A 16,612-nucleotide genomic window follows, 5' to 3' on the forward strand; every position below is an offset into this window, starting at 1 on the left:
ACGCCACGCCACGTGAAGAAGGCTGGGGGATGATCGGGAAGGAGGGCCACCGTCTCGATCGGCTCCGGACACGCCAGTAGACGCGAGGGCCGTGGCCAGTTGCCAGACCAGGAGGAATCGCGATCAGGTGAAAGCGCGGGAATCCTTTCGACGCTCCGTTCCGGGACGTCGCTGGGCACGGGCGCCACGCGGTAAAGCCGGTCCTCGACCACACGGTTTGCGAGGATGTCGACGAGGTCGGAGACGTCAGGCGCGGAGGGATCGATCAAGGACGAGAGACCTTGGGACGGCTCCATGGCCTGCGTCCAAGTGGCGGCCAGCGCCATCAGCTCGATGCCGAAGCCTGGCTCGATCTCAGCCACCTTGTCGGAGAGCATTCGCACGAGGCGCTTTCGCTCTCGGGTGGGGACGGCCGTCCCGATCCGCACGGATTGCTGCTGGGCATCGACGCGATGGCACACGAGGTCGAGGCGGCGCGCGCCCTGGCCCCGTTCTTCCAGCCGCCCGCAGAGCTGTTCGACGAGCTGCGCGATGTACCGCTTGATCGTCTCGGCTGCGCCAATCGGTTCCGCAAAGGCGCGCCGCACCTCGATCATGTCGGCCGGGCGCACCGGATCGATCGGTTCCGACACCGAACCCAGTGCCTGGTCGATCCGCCGCCAGATCTGCGGGCCGAAGCGCAGCGTCAGTGGCGCCCGTGGCTGGGTCAACAGGTCCGCGGCCCGCTCGAATCCTAGGGAGCGCAGCTCGGCGACCAGCGCCGGGTCGAGTCTGAGTGCTGCAATCGGCATCGGAGCAAGCACTCGCTCGAGCGGAATCCTTGGGATGATGCTGATGGGCATGTGTCTGCTATGCCGATCTGGCAGGTGTAGCTCGCGGCGCTAAGGCGCGCATGAAGGTCACGCGCGAGACCTTCGTCGCCGCCCAGCAAGTGCGCCGCGCCCTCGACGTCGAGGACAATCCCGTCCGGCACGTCCGCGGCGACGACGGGCGAGTATCGCAGCGCCCAGAATGCCAGCCGCTCCAGTGCGTCGATATCACCTGTCGGGTCGGCATTCTCGATTCGCAGGCCGGGCACCAGAACCTGCGCCTTGGCCAGCGGCATTCCGGGCCGCAGGCCCTGCCGTATCGCCACGTCATCGGCAGCCATGACGATCCTCCTGCGTCCATCCGAACCTGCCAGCACGAGCGGAGCGCTATCCGGCTGCGTAGCGCCGCCCGAGACCCGTCTGTGCCGATCGATGCTCCACTTGGGAAGGAAGACCGAGACGACCCTGGTCATCGCAGGCTTCCAGTTCGAAGTCCGCGCTCTCGCCTGCGCGCGCCCTGATCAACTCCACCAGCCAGCGATGGCGACCGACCCCGGGCACGGGCAACGGGCGTGACGGCAGCACCGATACGCGCCAACGCGTCGACGCTGCCGTCGGCTGCCCGAAATCCGATGCCTCCGACTGGCGCCGCCATCGACGGACTGCGAGGCCCATCGTGTTCGATCCCTCTGCCGCGAGCTGCAGCCTTCGTGAGGCGGTCATCGACAGATGGGCTACCTCGGCTACGACGCAACCCAGACCGCCATGCCGCAGGCCTTCCTCCATGCAGGCCAGCACCGCCTTCTCGTCTTCGGCCTCGACATAGATCACGCGGTCCGGCGAGAGCCCCGCCTGGGCGATGGCTGGAGCAAAGAGATCGGGTCTCGTGAGGCACCATAGGATTCGTCCGTTCGTTCTGGCCGCGATCCCTGCCGCGAACAGGGCCGCGGCGGCGCCGTCCACGGCACCGTTTCCGCCACCCGCCACCTCGTGCAGCGCTCCAAGCGAAAGTCCGCCGCCCGGGAGCTTCCCGTCGACCTCGTTCAGCCCGAACGGCAAGACCTCCTTTGCCTGCCGGCGGCCGACCTCGAGCGCTGCGATCGTTGAACGCAGCGCTGCAACGTCCGCCTTGGACATCGCCCTCACCATACCTGTTGCGGATAATGTTCCTATTTCGTTCTGGTTCGGACGTCGAGTCAAAATCCTTCGTCGGAGCTGGCAGCCACGTGCCGCCCTCGCGAAGCGAACTGCGCAGGTGAGTACAGGAGTTCCCGAAACGGTCAGGTCTCTATACGGTCGCGAGCATGGTGGGTGGGGAATGGTCAGATCAGGAAAACGCGGCGATCGTCGCCGACTACTTCGGCATGCTGGCGATGGAGCTCTCGGGGAAGCCCTTTAGCAAGGCAGAGCGGAATCGGGCACTGCAGAGCCTGACTGGACGCGGCCGTGGATCGATCGAGTACAAGCACCAGAACATCAGCGCCATCCTGAAGGGCTTGGGCGAAACTTGGATCGACGGCTACAGGCCCGCCTTCAACTACCAACGAGCGCTCGAGTCAGCCGTCGTCGACTGGCTGGACACGCATCCGGACTGGCTCGTGCGCCCGCCGGCTGGCGCGTCGAGTTCCGCGACAGAAATGGACGAGCCGCCTTCGCTGTGGATCGGACCTGCGCCGACGCTTTCGAACCACCCCGATCCGACCGAGTTGCAACAGACCATGGCCATCGCCGGGCGGTATGATGTGGCTGAACGCGACGAGCGGAACCGCGTGCTCGGCCGTTGCGGTGAGGAGCTCGTGGTCCGGCATGAATGGCAGACCCTCACTCAATCTGGCCGAAGCGATCTGGCCGAGCGTGTCCGTTGGGTCTCGGATGTGGATGGCGACGGCGCGGGCTTCGACATCGCGTCATTCCTGCCCGACGGGCGGGAACGCCTGATCGAGGTGAAGACGACCAACGGCTGGGAGCGAACGCCCTTCCACATTTCCAGAAACGAGCTCTCCGTCTCCGAGCAGCGACGCTCCGATTGGTGCCTCCTGCGGCTCTGGAATTTCTCACGGGAGCCGAAAGCGTTCGAGCTCTATCCGCCGCTGGAAAGCCACGTCGCGCTGACACCGACCAGCTTTCTGGCGACGCTCCGATAGGTTGGCCAGGAAAGTCGGCTACTTGCTCGGTTTCGAGTTCGCGACGTCGTTCCATGGAAGTCGAAGACGACCATTCCAGGCCTTGCGCGGCTTCCCCCACATCCTGGGATCTCACGCCGCCCGGGAGGAAAAGCCCTTACCGACATCGGGGTGGACGAGGCACAGGATCTCGGCGTCTCCGAGCTCCGCTTTCTCCCGCGATTGCGCCGGACAGACCCGACGCGCTGTTCTTCGCCAGAGACATCGGCCAGCGCATCTTCCAGCAACCGTTCTCCTGGCTCTGTCTTGACATCGACGTGCGCGGACGCTCGGTCACGCTGAAGGTCAACTACCGCACCTCGCAGCAAGTCCGGCAGCTGGCCGACCCGCTCCTGCCCCCGGACCGTCCGTGACGTCGACGGGCTCGAGTAGGACCGTCGCGGCACAGTGTCGGCGTTCAAAGGCATCGAGCCGGAGGTCATGATCGCCGAGGACGAGGCCGACGAACGTGACGCCGTCGCAGTCGTCGCCTGCGACAAGAACGTCCCCTCCACTGGCGGCGCGTGTCGCGGACGTCGCCGACGCCTTCGAGCTGGACGAAGTGATCGCGACCGAACGGCAGCTCCTCTACGTCGCCGCGACGCGGGCGCGCTCGGAGTTCATCGAGTCGCTGGGAGGGCTGCTCCGCTGCCACGATTGCAGCCATAAAACCGGCGCCGCCCCTCCCGCCCGAGATACGGCATGCCAGACCATTCAACACAAATGGTCGTCATCACCCGGTACCGAGTGTCTCTCGCGGGGGAATCCTTGAGGCGCGTTGTTTTTGCACGGGTTTTCTTGGGTGAGATCGCCGTTCCCTTCCAGGCCCAAAGTTGGCGAATCCTCGACGGAATCCTGGGGCAGATTTGCGGGAATCCTTGAGCACTTGAACGTCGAATCCTTCAAGCAATTCATGTGGTTACTGGCCTTTTTTCTCGCTTGCCATCTGGGTGGCTGCCGGTCAGTATTATGGGAGATAGGCAAGGAGGTGAGGCCGGATGCCCGACAAGACGAAACGGAGCTTCCTGCGATGGAGGCACGAGATGAACGCGACCCTGGTTGCCTACCTCCTGCATGGGGGTCAATTCCACACTCCTCCGACGTACGGGCGGTGTAGCCCGCCCCGGCCCACGTCCGGCTGTCGCTCACGAGAGTGCGTCTCGTGCAGGCACCATGTGACAACGCCGAAAGAGACGTCGCGATGACATGGCGGGTGTTCATCCCAGACGCGGATCGGCTAAGCGAGCTCGGCTACCCGGCGATCGCTGGGTGCTGTTCTCTGTTTCATGATGCAAAAGGCTACGGACACGAACCGAACCGATACTTGAGAGACCGATACCGCGGTCGCTGGGTCCCCGAATACAAAGAAGGGCCGACCGGCGCGAAGCGCGAAGGGAAGCGCCCGACCACCAGCAAAGGCGAGGCCGACAGGCTCGCGCACTTTCTTAACTGGGCGGAGGCCGGGGGAATCGACGTCGACCGGATGGACTATGAAGACGTCCTTTCCTACCAGGACAACATGATCGCCTTTCGCCCGTCGCAACAGCGGCCGACCGTCGGTGGTGCAACTCGAAACCAAAGAGCGGACGTAGCGACCTTCTATATTATGTGGCGCTCTGATCAGGGCCTTCGCGCAACATTTGATGTCACATCGAAGCTGGTAAGAGTGCCTTACCGAGGCACGGAGGGCGACGTCTTTGTTTATGCCCGCACAGGACGTGTGCGAGAGTCTGGTGATCAGATTCCGACCCTCAGTCTCCCTACACCTGCGCAGAAGCTCGCGTGGTACGCGGCCGTAAGAAAGCGGTTGGGCGAGGCCAAGATGCTGGCGAGCAGGTCCATCGTTGAGATCGGCGTACGGGGTTTCGAACAGGCGGCATTGCGGGTTGAACAATGGCCATCACGAAGCGCGATACTTGAGGCCCAACGGACCGGGCGGCGCGACGTGCCCATGAAGTTGTTCGGTGGAAAAGGCGACAAGGAGCGAATCGTCGCCATTCCCCTTAACTTCGCGCTCATGGTCAGGGAGTGGATCGATGAGCGGCGGTGCCATCTGGTCTCCCCCTCTCGTCGGGACACTGGGCCCCTGTTCGTTTCCGATTCGCGCGGTTTTGAGGGCACGCCTCTATCTCAGGCAACCATCTACAGCTGCTTCAAGGTCAAGACGCAGGGTGGTCCGGTTGTCTGGTATCCGCATCTTGCGCGGCATGATTACGCCTGCAGTTTCGTTCTCGCGGGCTTGCGTCACGACGCTGCGATCTCCGGCAATACCCTGCAGAGGATGAAACCGAGCTGGGTAACTGATCGGACTTCGTTCTGGATCAACATGCTGCGGAAAAGGCTCGGGCACGTCTCGGAAACGACGACCGACCGATACCTTACATGGATCGCGGAGTCGTACCAGCTGGTCGAGGTGGCCGACAGTTACGCCGCGTTCCTTGACGGGGACGAGTGATGGCCAAGTTGACGAACTCAATCTCCATCGGCCAGCACTTTGCAAGCATCCGCGATCCGGCCGGGATCGTGTACCCATACGACATCACCGAGTTTTTCGTTGGCGGAACTCCTCGGAATGAGGCCAGGAGGTGGTCGGGCGATTTTGAAGGGCGCCCGCGCCTCGCCTTGCAGTTCAAGCTCTTCCTTGAACGGGACCAGTTGAGCGATGCTAGCCTGGACAAGCGCGTCGGATGCACCCGCCATTTCTTTCGTTTCTTGGACGAGCGTCGCGATCTTCCTGCCGTGAGCGATTTGGCGGATTTGACCGAAGTGCACGGTTCGCAACTGAAGCGCTGGCTAGGCGATCGAAAAATAACCTCATCGGACGTCTACAAGAACATAAAGAAGTTTGTTGTTGACGGGCGGAAGCTCGTAGGCCTGCCACGCCTCATCTGGCCAGCACGCGATCCCGATCGGCCATCCGAGGTTCCGGAGCCAGACTACGTCGGCATACAGAGGCTGAGCATGGCCCTGCGCAAAGAAGCGCGTGAGGTCAGCGCAATGTTCCGCGAGGGGGAGCGTCTAGCAAATGATGGCCGCGACCCCCGAGTAGGTGATGATCGTGCTGCGGCGTGGTCGAAGCCAAGGAACCATGCCTGGCTGGTCCATGAGCTAACCACCGAGACGATTCCGTTCAAAAGTGAGCTCAGCGTCTACAACGCCACGGGCCTTCTGTATTCATCCAAAGGAATTGTGTCTGGTCCCTCATACTTGCCGCCGACGATGTCCCCCCGAGGATCGGAAGGCTATGTGGGAAAACTTCGTTGGTTCTTTCCGGGGCTGTACGACACAGCAATCTACTTCTGGCTTGTCGCGCTACACACGGGCTGGAACCTGGCGACCTTAGCAGGCATTGATGTATCGCGGAAAGAGACGTGGCGAGAAGTCCATCCGCATGCACCCGACCGGGTATTGATGCATGCATGGAAGGAACGCGCGGATCGACACCAGCAAGCCATCTGCAATCCCAATGCCGAATTTCACCCACCTTCCATTATCGAGAAGCTTGTCCAACGGACCGCTCCCCTGCGTCGTACACTTATTAGGCGTCTTGAGGCGCTCCGCGAGCAGCATACGCAGAAACCAAGCCCCACCCTGGCAAGGGAAATCAACAAGCTGGAAGAAGGTACGAAAAGCCCGTGGTTGTTTGTATCCCTAGGGAAAGGCGGTGAGATTGGCTGGTTCAGCTCGATAAAGACCGTATCAGCACTGAATACGTTCATCCGTGCTGTCGCGCTGAAGCACGACCTGATCAGCGATCATCCCTATCTTGGGACAATCTCAACATCGCAAGCGCGCGATGCCTGGATAAACTATGCGCACATAACGACAGGCGAAGCTGTAATGGCGCAGTATGCGGCTAACCATCGCAACTCGAGGAGCCTACGCTACTACCTCGCTCGGCATCGCTATCAGCGCAGCAGTGAGAGCCAAGTCCGTGAGCTTCAGACATATGCGTTCTCCGAAATCCAAGAGGGTAGACTTGATCCTACGCGGCTCAGGATACTGATAGAGACGGGGCGCTTTACGCAGGAACAGGCCGACTTGCTGAGCGACATCCGGAATCGGACGCGCCTCAACATGGGTTGCTTGGCCCCCTATGAACCTCCGAAAGGGGTCGATCCGGATCACGCGAAGGGGGAGCTATGCCGCGTGCAACGGTGCACAGGTTGTTCCCATGGGATCGTCTTCGAAGACAGCATGCAGCGCCTCGCCACCACGTTGGCGGACCTCCACCATGAAAGGTCAACGAGGCCGCTGGCGGCGTGGAAAGGCACCTCTCTTGAGGATGAAGAGCGGTCGATCTCCGCGACCTTGCGACAGTTCGATCCGGAGCGTGTCCGGCTCGTATACCACGCCCGTAAGCGCGCATTGCAGGCTGGAGAGGTGATGGTGTTCGATGTCTACCCTGCCTACTAGAGACGTCGTTGGAGACGGACTGAACACGTGGAGGAGTGGTCTCCTCGAGGCGACGGGTCACTTCAGCCAGCTGGCGAAATTGGACTGGCCTACGCTGTGCAAGATGGAGCTATTTCCGGGATCCAGACTTGGCGACAAGATCATAGTCGTCCCGGAAGAATACCTCCCACCCGGAAATATGCGCCGGCTCAGTTCGCGACAGCGCGACCCACTTCTCGGCGATGCGCTCGTTGCTGGCGTCCTATCTGATGCCGTCGCAACGCAACGCGAGGAGAACATGCGTCGAGCCCTCCTGGTGCTATGGCTCCCGCATGATGGCAAGAGGGGTGACCAAGGCTTGGGGCCTTCAAGCTGGCTTACGACCACTGGGATATTCTTGCGGACCATCAAGCATCTGATTTCGATGGCACCGCCTTCCCTGGGCAACATCTGGCAGCTCGAGAAGCACCTTCCCGCGTCTATTCCGCTCATCTCAAGATGTGAGCGGACACGGGCTGATATCAACACGATCTTCAGGCGATTGCGGCTTGGCGCAGAGCGCGGGTTGATACCTGACCTTGCTAAAACCCAAGATCCTCCCAAGGCCCAGGCCAACGCGATTGAGGGAAGTCACAAGGAAAAGAACCATAATCAACAGACAGCGCCCAAAAACAGTTCGCGATCGAAATCTACCGACGAACAAAAACACTTCGAAGATCGATTCGTTGTATCCATAATACGCCGCGCAATATGGATATTCGAGAATATTGCGGAGCAATCGATCGAGTGCTGGTCTTTAATGGAGAAGCTAGAAACAGACGAACCTGACCTGACCGACGAGCAGCTAAAACTGCGAAAGAATAAAATAATAGCTAGTTTCGGATGGAAGAGGGATAATTTTCAGAATCTGCCGTTCTCAATCAAGCAGAGAATAAATCGCCAGAGCTACGAGTTCTCTGATCAATGGCCACCCCCAAACCTAAGCTCGCTTCTTCTGATGATTGGTGTGATCCAAGCTCTTGCGTTCACACTTGACGCATTCTGCACTGCAGCTCGCCATAATGAGATTGCCGGCGCCGAGCACAACACCGCCTCCATTGCGAAAGACCGGATGCGGAGTGTGCTACGCAAGACAGAGCGAGCTTTTGGAGGACGGGCACGAGACTGGCCCCTGCATCCCCTAGCTACCAGAGCACTGGATCTGCAGGAAAAGCTCGCCTCTGTCATCAGACCGGAAGGCCAAAGCCACCTTTGGGTGCAGCTCCAGGACCACAAGGGCAGTGGGAAAGGTGGTCCTTTGGCCAACATGACGGAGCCAATGGTCGCCGCAGTCGAACACCTGGGTCTTGAGGGTGATTGCAACGGGCGTCCTCACGCTCATCGCTGGCGGCATACACTTGTGCGGCTGGTGGCCTTGGCAATAGTCCAGTCCATGCAGGTACTCCAGGACATGCTTGGCCACGACAATCTCGAAGCACTGCTTCACTATCTGCTTTCTGTCGAGGACCTCGTTGGGGAAGTGATGAAGGTTGCGGAAGAGGCATCCGAGTTGCTGGTCAGGACTGCGGTCGAAGACACCGTTCAGGGCCTGGCCGGCGGCGGAGCTGCGCAACCGCTTCGTGATGGGCTCACTGAAATGGCGATGCGCCGGGGAATTGACGTCCTGGGCACCGACAATATTGATGAAGCCGTGCGTATCCTTTCCGGACGCGGTTTGCAGTGCACACTCGTCCGTCCTGGTGTACTTTGCACGAAAGCGCCCGGACAGTTTGGCCCGTGCACAAAAGGGCGCGGACTTCCAGACACCGGATCTTGCCGCTCGTCCTGCGAAAGTCGGCTCGAACTCGCCTCCGCCCGCATCGAGTGTCGCGATCAAATCGTTGGTTTGCTGCGCGAGTATGCCGAGGTGTCGGAGATGCCTCTCGCCTCCCAGCACATTCGAGGGAAGATCCTCGCCAATCTCCAGAGGTGGCCAGATGTTCGCGACGAATTCCTAGCTTCCAGCCCAATAGCGGCTGAAATCTGGAGCAACCGACGCTGAGTGAACGGCCGCATAAGTCTCGCGGGCCATCCGCACCAACGAAGGGCGTGCAACGTGTCCGTCGGGTATTCGTGCCTGTTGCGCCTTCCGAGCTTCCCACTACTGAGCGGATCCGATGGGCACTGAGAAAGATCCTCGCTGAGGTAAAGCAGCACGGTGGCACCTATCCATTCTCCGCCGGCGCACCGAAGATCGCGGATGTCCTGAAACGAGCCGGGCTAAGCGAGCGATTTCTCGAAAAGCAGGGAGGCAACCTCCTCCGCGAAAAGCAGAAGGCACACCACAAGAAGCTGATAAAGCGCGTTCTTCGCCGGGTGAAGTCCGGCCGCTATTTTCCTATCAACGACCGTGGTGGACCACAGCATACAGATCGCTCCGCCGATTGGTCGGCGCTAAGGGCGCAGCTTGTGGGCATCAAGCAGGCCTGGGTCGAAGCAGAGCTTGAGCATATCGAAGCCCAGAACCGAGTCGTCGAGCTAGAAAAAATCGCGAATGACTTGCGCGCCCAGAACGATCGGCTGCTGGGGCTCCTGACGGAGGCAGGCATTCACATTCTCGGCTAGCGTCGCTCAATCCATCGTGCAGATCGGCGCAGGTCCATCGCATCTCCCCGAACTCCCGCCCCTGCCGTGGTCACTCGCCCCTTCAAGCCATGGAGTCAACCGAGAGCAATTTCTGCGTTGTGATCGCGAGTATTTTTGCGAGTAGGAACGGCGCAATGCCTTCCTGCGCCTGGGTTCCAGCACCAGGGTATGAATGGAAGACAGGCTCGACGTCAGGGTGCAGCTGAGCTTAGTTGTTGACTGTTGACGTGACATGATCGAATGTGCTTTTAGCGTTTGAAACGTCCATGGATATACTTGCTCAATGTCGCAAGCCTCGAATAAGGTGGAAGGACTTGCATCGCCTTCCGAGCAGTTTTGGTGGTCTATCGGGATCACTGTTGTTGCACCTTGGGCACCTCTGCTGATAGAGCTTCTTTTCTCGAGCAGACTGACTCACCAAACAGTTTTCCTCTCCGGCGCGTTGTACATCATGTCTCTTGCGTTCTCCGCGAGAAGGTTTTCACTGCTGTTGATAGGCCTGATGTGCATCGCCGCTCTGCTATTCTGCTTCGGAGAAACGACTTCAAGATTGGGCTCACAACACGTGACGTCGACGGCGGTGACCGCTAAAAAATTTGCGTCATTCGCTGAATCAGAGGAAACTCTAGTCGACGCGGCTTCAGTACCAGAAAATAGGTCTGTCTCCCGTCTGACGCGATTTACGGAGACAATGTATTACGGAGCGCTTCTGATGATGGGTTTCTTCGGAGCTCTTCATGTTGCTCAACGCAGACAGATGCATATGGTCGAGTTAATACCCTTCTTCGACTTACATCGGTCGAAGAACAAGAATTCGGATAATACAGAAACCCAAGGAGCATAGCAGTGGCCCCATTTCCCATTGCAATCGAACTTGCGGTAAGCCTTGCCGGCGCTGTCCTAGGGATTCTAGTAAGCCGTCAGTTTATTTCAAAATCTATGAGGCACAACTACCTCGTAAGCAAGCTCGACTCAAGCGATATCTGGAATAGATTCAAGTACACAGAACTAAGATCGATAATAAAAGATAGGCATATTTCGGATGAAGAATGGTCAAAAATTATTGCGGCCGTCGACAAAGTTATCACTAGCAATAGTGGAAAATTTGATGCCGATGCGGCAAATTATATCACAAGATCAAAATATTCAAAGAAATTGATAATATCCGACTACATCAAGAAAGAGATCGATGATCTTACTGACGACGCCCCAAGAGATGGCGAGTCGCGGGTACTGTAAGAAAAAGAAACCAATCATCGCAACATCCACCACCGTCCCGTCCTAACCACCCCCTCCGTGTCATGGATCCCCGTCCCCCTGGGGGTGATGTGCGTGGATCCCTTCGCAACCAGTCCGGCATAGCCCCCCAAACCACACCCTCCCGCCTTCCCTCCACCCGTGTCATACTCCCGTCGTGGAGCCGCCCCACAGAGGCGGTCATTCAAGACCACCGTCCGGAGTGCCCCATGAACCGCCCGTCCTTCGTCGTCAGCCGCCGTCTCGTCCTCCAGGGCCTCGCCGCCTCCGCTGTCGCCGCCATGGTTCCGGCCGTCGCGCGCGCCCAGTCTAGCGGCGATGCCGTGCTGTTCACCATCGCCGACCTGCATGCGCCCTATGCCCGCCTGCCAGCGCTGCTGGCGCGGCTCAGGTCGCTGCGCGCCGAAGCCGGAAAGCCGGCGGCGCTGCTGATCAACGGCGACGTGTTCGAGCGCGGCAATGCCGTCTGCCTCAAGTCGAGCGGCGCGGCCGACTGGGCCTTCCTCGAGGCCGTGGCGGCCGAAATGCCGGTGGTGCTCAACCTCGGCAACCACGAGACGGCGATCCTCGACGACATGACGAGCTTCGTCGCCCGCGCCAACCGCGCCGGCGTGCAGGTGATCTCCAACCTCGTCGACAAGCGTACCGGCCGCTTCTTCGCCCCCTTCGACGCCCGGCTCGGGCTCGGCGGCATCGACGTGTCGCTGTTCGGCCTCGCCGCCACCAACCCCTTCGTCTACCGCCAGCCAGTGCGCGACACGCTGACCTTCCTCGACACCGCCCGCTTCGTCACCGACGCCCTGCCCGGCTCGCGCGCCGATGCCGACGTCAGCCTGGTCATGAGCCATGCCGGCGTCACGCCGGACAAGAGCTTCCTCGACACGCTGCCTTCCGGCACCATCATCCAGGGCGCGCACGACCATCTCGATCTCGACATGGTGCTGGACGGCAAGACCTATTTCCACGGCGCCAGCTGGGGCCGCAAGATCGGCATCGTCGAGCTGTCGAAGGGCACCGACGCCGTGGCCGCGACCTACCGCACGGAGGACGTCGCGCCGACCGGCGGCGACGAGGCGCTGGCCGCGATCATCGAGGCGATGAAGGCCGAGCATCTGACCGACGAGGACCGCGAAATCATCGCCGAGCTGCCGCGCGCCTTCGACCTGCACGAATCGATCCTCATCGCCACCGAGGCGCTGCGCCAGGCCACCGAGGCCGACGTCGCGCTCCTCGGCCATACCACCTTCGGCGCGCCGCTCGCCGCCGGCCCCCTCACCCGCTACGATTACGACGCCTTCGTGCGCTTCGGCGGCGGCGTCAGCGTCGCCTCCATCTCGGGCGAGCAGCTCGCCGCCATGCTGTCGCGCGCCAACCAGTTCATGGCCGAGACGCTCGACGGCATGACCGGCGACTATGTCCACGTCGCCGCCATCGACGTGGATCCGGCGAAAACCTATCGCCTGGCCGTCAATGGCTGGACGGCGCAGAACCAGGAGGCCTATCTCGGCACCACCGACATCGCCTTCGAGAAGGTCGAGGGGCTGGAGCTGAAGGCGCTGATCGCCGCGCACCTCGCCAAGGGTGTCTGAGGGCGATCATCAGAGCCGAGCGCTTGACGGGTGGGCTGCGTGTCGAGCTTACGCCCGACGGCGCCCCCCTCTGGCCTGCCGGCCATCTCCCCCACGGGTGGGGAGATCACGCGCGTTGCCGCCTTCGCCAATCGTTAGCAGTGCAGGATACGCGCCGAGGCCGGAACTGCCGATCTCCCCACCCGTGGGGGGGTCCGAAGGACGGGCGAGACCCGTGGCTCGCCCCGGCCGGCAGGCCAGAGGGGCGCGCGACGGAACTCGACGTCTCAAGGCCGGCGAACTCGTTCACCCACGACGCGGACGCAACGAGCCCCCTCAGAACGGCAGGCGGGCGTTCTCCTTCACCTCCTTCATCACGAAGAAGGTGCGCGTCTGGCGCACGCCGGGCAGCGCGATCAGCTTCTGGCCGTGCAGCTTGTTGAAATCGGCCATGTCGCGGACGCGGATCTTCAGGAGATAGTCGAAGTCGCCGGCCACCAGGTTGCAGTCCAGCACCTCCTTCATCTCCAGCACGGCCCCTTCGAAGGCGGCAAAGCTCTCGGGCGTCGAGCGGTCGAGCACCACGCCCACCATCACCAGCGCGCCGAGCCCGACGGCGCCCGGCGCCACCTCGGCACGGACCCCGGTGACGAAGCCCTCGTCGAACAGGCGCTGCGTGCGCCGGTGGCAGGTCGCGGGGCTCACGTTCACCCGCGCCGCCAGCTCCGCATTGCTCAGCCGGCCCTCGCCCTGCAAGGCGCGCAGGATGCGCAGGTCGACGCGGTCGAGTGCCGCCATGGAAGATCCTTCCCAAATACGCTTCACTTCCGGAACATTCGGCGCGAAAGATAATCCGCATTGCCGAAAGGAGGAAGTCCGCGCCTCCATTTCGGGAGCACATTTCGCCTGTCTTGCCCTAGGATCCGCGCCACAATCGCCATGGAGCCTGCGTTATGTCCCTTCTGGAAAAGTTCGAACGATACCCCCTCACCTACGGTCCGACGCCGGTCGAGCACTTGCCGCGCCTCTCGGCCGCGCTCGGCGGCAAGGTCGAGGTCTGGGCCAAGCGCGACGATTGCAATTCGGGGCTGGCCATGGGCGGCAACAAGCTGCGCAAGCTCGAATACATCGTGCCCGACGCCATCGCATCGGGCGCCGACACGCTGGTGTCGATCGGCGGCGTGCAGTCCAACCACACCCGCATGGTGGCCGCCACCGCCGCCAAGATCGGCATGAAATGCGTCGTCATCCAGGAGAAATGGGTGCCGCACTACGACGCCGTCTACGACCGGGTCGGCAACATCCTGATGACCCGGCTGATGGGCGCCGATTCGCGCCTCGTCGACGACGGTTTCGACATCGGCATCCGCAAGAGCTGGGAGGACGCCATCCAGTCGGTGAAGGATGCCGGCGGCAAGCCCTACGCGATCCCGGCCGGCGCGTCGGTGCACAAGTTCGGTGCGCTCGGCTATGTCGGTTTCGCCGAGGAGGTGGCGGAGCAGGAGAAGGCGCTCGGCTTCACCTTCGACTACATCGTCGTCTGCGTCGTCACCGGCTCCACGCAGGCCGGCATGATCGTGGGCTTCGCCGCGCAGGACCGCGCCGACCGCGTCATCGGCATCGACGCGTCGGGCACGCTCGACCAGACCCGTGCGCAGGTGCGCTCCATCGTCGACAACACCGCCGATCTGGTCGGCCTCGGCCGCGCCGTGCGCGAGGACGAGATCGTCATCAACCCGGACTATGCCTACCCGGCCTATGGCGTCCCGTCGGAGGAGACCAACGAGGCCATTCGCCTTGCCGCGCGCACCGAGGCGATGATCACCGACCCGGTCTACGAGGGCAAGTCGATGCAGGGCCTGATCGATCTGACCCGCAAGGGCTTCTTCCCCGACGGATCCCGCGTGCTTTACGCCCATCTCGGCGGCGCGCCGGCCCTCAACGGCTACAGCTACTACTACAAGGAGGGCTGAGCGGGGCGACAGGCGGCGAAGGCGCGCGGAGCGCCGCCGGGGGCCGCGGCCGATCACTCGGCCGCGATCTGGCCTTCGCCGTAGGATGAAAGGTCGAGGTCGGCGCTCATGCCGCCCGCCGCCAGCAGCGCCGAGAAGCGCCCGCCCCGCGCGGCGAGATCGGCATAGGTGCCGGTTTCGGCCACGCGCCCGTTCTCCAGGAAGACGATCAGGTCGGCATCGCGGATCGTCGACAGCCGATGGGCGATGATGAAGGTGGTGCGGTCGCGCCGCAGCCGGTCGATCGCCTGGCGCACCTTTTCCTCGGTCTCGACGTCGAGCGCGCTGGTCGCCTCGTCGAGCACGAGGATCGGCGCGTCCTTCAGCACCGCGCGCGCAATCGCGATGCGCTGGCGCTCGCCGCCCGACAAACGGTTGCCGCGCTCGCCGGCCTCGGTCTCGTAGCCGTTGGTCTTCTGGACGATGAAGTCGTGTGCGGCGGCCGCGCAGGCGGCCTCGTGAACCTCCTCGTGGCTCGCTGCCGCGCGGCCGAAGCGGATATTGGCCTCGATCGAGCGGTCGAACAGGCCGGCATCCTGGTAGACGGTCGCGATCTGGCCGCGCAGCGACGCCCGCGTCACGGTCGCGATGTCGATGCCGTCGATCAGGATGGCGCCGGCCTGCGGCTCGCGCACGCGCTGAAGCAGGCCGATCAGCGTCGACTTTCCCGACCCGGTCGGACCGACGATCGCCACCGTCTGTCCCGCCTTCACGTCGAACGAAACCCCGGCCACGCCCGCGCCGGTGCCCGGAAAGCGGTACGACACCTCGCGGAAGGACACGTCGCCGCGCACCTTCGGCAGGTCCACCGCGCCCGCCGGCTCGGCGCGCAGGTCGACGGCGTCTTCCATGCGGAAAAAGTCCTCCAGCTTGGCGCGCGCCTCGAAGATCTGGCTGAAGAAGGCGGTGACCTGGTCGAGCCGGCCGATCAGGAGCGTGGCGAAGCCGGTGAAGGCGATCAGGTCGCCGACCCGCAGTTCGCCGCGCTCGACCAGCACGGCGCCGATCAGGATCACGGCGATCATCGACAGGGTCGCGGCGAAGCGATTGAGCGCGCTCGCCAGCGCCCACCAGTCGAGCACCGGGTTCTGCGCGGCGATCAGGGCGGAGGTGTATTCGCGCAACAGCCGCGCCTCCTCCGCCACGCGGCCATAGCCCTGCACGACGGAGACGTTTCCGACCGAATCGGACACGTGGGAGAAGACGCGATGATAGTGGCGCTCGACGCTCGTCTGCCCCATGCGGGTGCGTGCCATCACCATGCGGTTGATGGCGACATACAGCACCGCCAGCACCACGAGCACGGTGAACATGCGCCGGTCCATGGTGAAGGCCGTCGGCACCAGGAGGACCAGCGACACCGCGGTGGCCATGTGCTGGCGCATGAATTCGAGCCAGAGCGTGAACATGGCTTCCAGGGCGCGCAGCAACGTATGCTGCGACACCGACGTGCCACGCTCCTGGTGCCAGGCGAGCGGCATCGACATCAGACGCTCATAGGCCTCGGTCATCACCACGCCGCGGCGCCTGTGGGCGAGCCGGTCGGCGCTGCGCGCCACCAGGACGAAGGCGACGATGTTGAAGACGCCGAGCCCGGCCCACAGCGCCACCGACTGGCCGACGCCCTCCTTGCTGGTGACCGCGTCGACGATGCGTCCGAAGGCGATCGGCTCGATGATCGACACGGCCGCCAGAACCACGTTGGCCGTGCAGATAAGCACGACCTTGCCGCGTTCGGCTCCAAGCATGCGTAGCGTACGCCAGTAGATCTGGATCAACGACAT

At 62.3% G+C, this 16,612-nt stretch carries 13 protein-coding genes; 8 read left to right on the forward strand and 5 right to left on the reverse strand.

Features of this window, described 5'->3' with window-relative positions:
• The 3 genes from EJC49_RS25930 to EJC49_RS06195 all read right to left on the reverse strand — a co-directional run.
• The coding region (locus EJC49_RS25930; protein ID WP_483458061.1) for a DinB/UmuC family translesion DNA polymerase at positions 1-791 on the reverse strand (791 nt) is incomplete at its 3' end.
• On the reverse strand, positions 734-1,282 hold the full coding sequence (locus tag EJC49_RS25935) for a Y-family DNA polymerase (RefSeq protein WP_425358798.1): 549 nt from the start codon (positions 1,280-1,282) through the stop codon (positions 734-736). The genes EJC49_RS25935 and EJC49_RS25930, both read right to left, overlap by 58 nt.
• A complete protein-coding gene (locus EJC49_RS06195) occupies positions 1,197-1,946 on the reverse strand; it encodes an ImuA family protein (RefSeq protein ID WP_245453291.1) in 750 nt (249 codons plus the stop codon). Before EJC49_RS06195 ends, EJC49_RS25935 begins: the two co-directional genes overlap by 86 nt.
• A 167-nt stretch (positions 1,947-2,113) precedes the next feature.
• Between EJC49_RS06195 and EJC49_RS06200 the strand changes: the two genes are divergently transcribed.
• The 7 genes from EJC49_RS06200 (at position 2,114) to EJC49_RS06235 (ending at position 12,837) form a co-directional block, all read left to right on the forward strand.
• Positions 2,114-2,953: a protein NO VEIN domain-containing protein gene (locus tag EJC49_RS06200; RefSeq protein ID WP_126698599.1), complete on the forward strand. Its 840-nt coding sequence runs from the start codon at positions 2,114-2,116 to the stop codon at positions 2,951-2,953.
• Positions 2,954-4,172: 1,219 nt separating this feature from the next.
• Entirely contained in the window at positions 4,173-5,426 is a 1,254-nt protein-coding gene (locus tag EJC49_RS06210) for a site-specific integrase (RefSeq protein ID WP_126698600.1), read from the forward strand.
• Positions 5,426-7,387, forward strand: a complete 1,962-nt coding sequence (locus EJC49_RS06215; RefSeq protein ID WP_126698601.1) for a hypothetical protein — start codon at positions 5,426-5,428, stop codon at positions 7,385-7,387. Before EJC49_RS06210 ends, EJC49_RS06215 begins: the two co-directional genes overlap by 1 nt.
• 376 nt (positions 7,388-7,763) lie before the next feature.
• Positions 7,764-9,407, forward strand: a complete 1,644-nt coding sequence (locus tag EJC49_RS06220; protein ID WP_126698602.1) for a site-specific integrase — start codon at positions 7,764-7,766, stop codon at positions 9,405-9,407.
• A gap of 47 nt (positions 9,408-9,454) precedes the next feature.
• Entirely contained in the window at positions 9,455-9,970 is a 516-nt protein-coding gene (locus tag EJC49_RS06225) for a hypothetical protein (RefSeq protein WP_126698603.1), read from the forward strand.
• A gap of 867 nt (positions 9,971-10,837) precedes the next feature.
• Positions 10,838-11,230 carry a hypothetical protein gene (locus EJC49_RS06230; RefSeq protein WP_126698604.1) on the forward strand — a complete coding sequence of 131 codons (393 nt, stop codon included), beginning with the start codon at positions 10,838-10,840 and terminating at the stop codon, positions 11,228-11,230.
• 227 nt (positions 11,231-11,457) lie between these two features.
• On the forward strand, positions 11,458-12,837 hold the full coding sequence (locus tag EJC49_RS06235) for a metallophosphoesterase (RefSeq protein ID WP_170314637.1): 1,380 nt from the start codon (positions 11,458-11,460) through the stop codon (positions 12,835-12,837).
• Positions 12,838-13,152: 315 nt separating this feature from the next.
• On the opposite strand, the gene EJC49_RS06240 is transcribed toward EJC49_RS06235, so the two are convergent.
• Positions 13,153-13,614 (reverse strand): Lrp/AsnC family transcriptional regulator, encoded by a 462-nt coding sequence (locus EJC49_RS06240; protein WP_126698606.1) that lies wholly within the window; start codon positions 13,612-13,614, stop codon positions 13,153-13,155.
• A 155-nt stretch (positions 13,615-13,769) separates the two neighbouring features.
• On the opposite strand from EJC49_RS06240, the gene EJC49_RS06245 reads away from it, so the two are divergent.
• Positions 13,770-14,789: a 1-aminocyclopropane-1-carboxylate deaminase gene (locus EJC49_RS06245; RefSeq protein ID WP_126698607.1), complete on the forward strand. Its 1,020-nt coding sequence runs from the start codon at positions 13,770-13,772 to the stop codon at positions 14,787-14,789.
• A 53-nt stretch (positions 14,790-14,842) separates the two neighbouring features.
• Here the strand turns inward: EJC49_RS06245 and EJC49_RS06250 are convergent, their stop codons facing one another.
• On the reverse strand, positions 14,843-16,612 hold the full coding sequence (locus EJC49_RS06250) for a glucan ABC transporter ATP-binding protein/ permease (RefSeq protein WP_126698608.1): 1,770 nt from the start codon (positions 16,610-16,612) through the stop codon (positions 14,843-14,845).

The organism is Aquibium carbonis (genome assembly GCF_003970795.1).
Lineage (GTDB): Bacteria > Pseudomonadota > Alphaproteobacteria > Rhizobiales > Rhizobiaceae > Aquibium > Aquibium carbonis.

Bases quoted from the DNA above. Each gene is read 5' to 3' on its own strand.
- EJC49_RS06200 (WP_126698599.1), top strand. From the start codon at position 2,114: ATGGTGGGTGGGGAATGGTCAGATCAGGAAAACGCGGCGATCGTCGCC.
- EJC49_RS06210 (WP_126698600.1), top strand. From the start codon at position 4,173: ATGACATGGCGGGTGTTCATCCCAGACGCGGATCGGCTAAGCGAGCTC.
- EJC49_RS06240 (WP_126698606.1), bottom strand. From the start codon at position 13,614: ATGGCGGCACTCGACCGCGTCGACCTGCGCATCCTGCGCGCCTTGCAG.
- EJC49_RS06235 (WP_170314637.1), top strand. From the start codon at position 11,458: ATGAACCGCCCGTCCTTCGTCGTCAGCCGCCGTCTCGTCCTCCAGGGC.
- EJC49_RS25935 (WP_425358798.1), bottom strand. From the start codon at position 1,282: ATGACCAGGGTCGTCTCGGTCTTCCTTCCCAAGTGGAGCATCGATCGG.
- EJC49_RS06195 (WP_245453291.1), bottom strand. From the start codon at position 1,946: ATGTCCAAGGCGGACGTTGCAGCGCTGCGTTCAACGATCGCAGCGCTC.
- EJC49_RS06245 (WP_126698607.1), top strand. From the start codon at position 13,770: ATGTCCCTTCTGGAAAAGTTCGAACGATACCCCCTCACCTACGGTCCG.
- EJC49_RS06250 (WP_126698608.1), bottom strand. From the start codon at position 16,612: ATGTCGTTGATCCAGATCTACTGGCGTACGCTACGCATGCTTGGAGCC.
- EJC49_RS06215 (WP_126698601.1), top strand. From the start codon at position 5,426: ATGGCCAAGTTGACGAACTCAATCTCCATCGGCCAGCACTTTGCAAGC.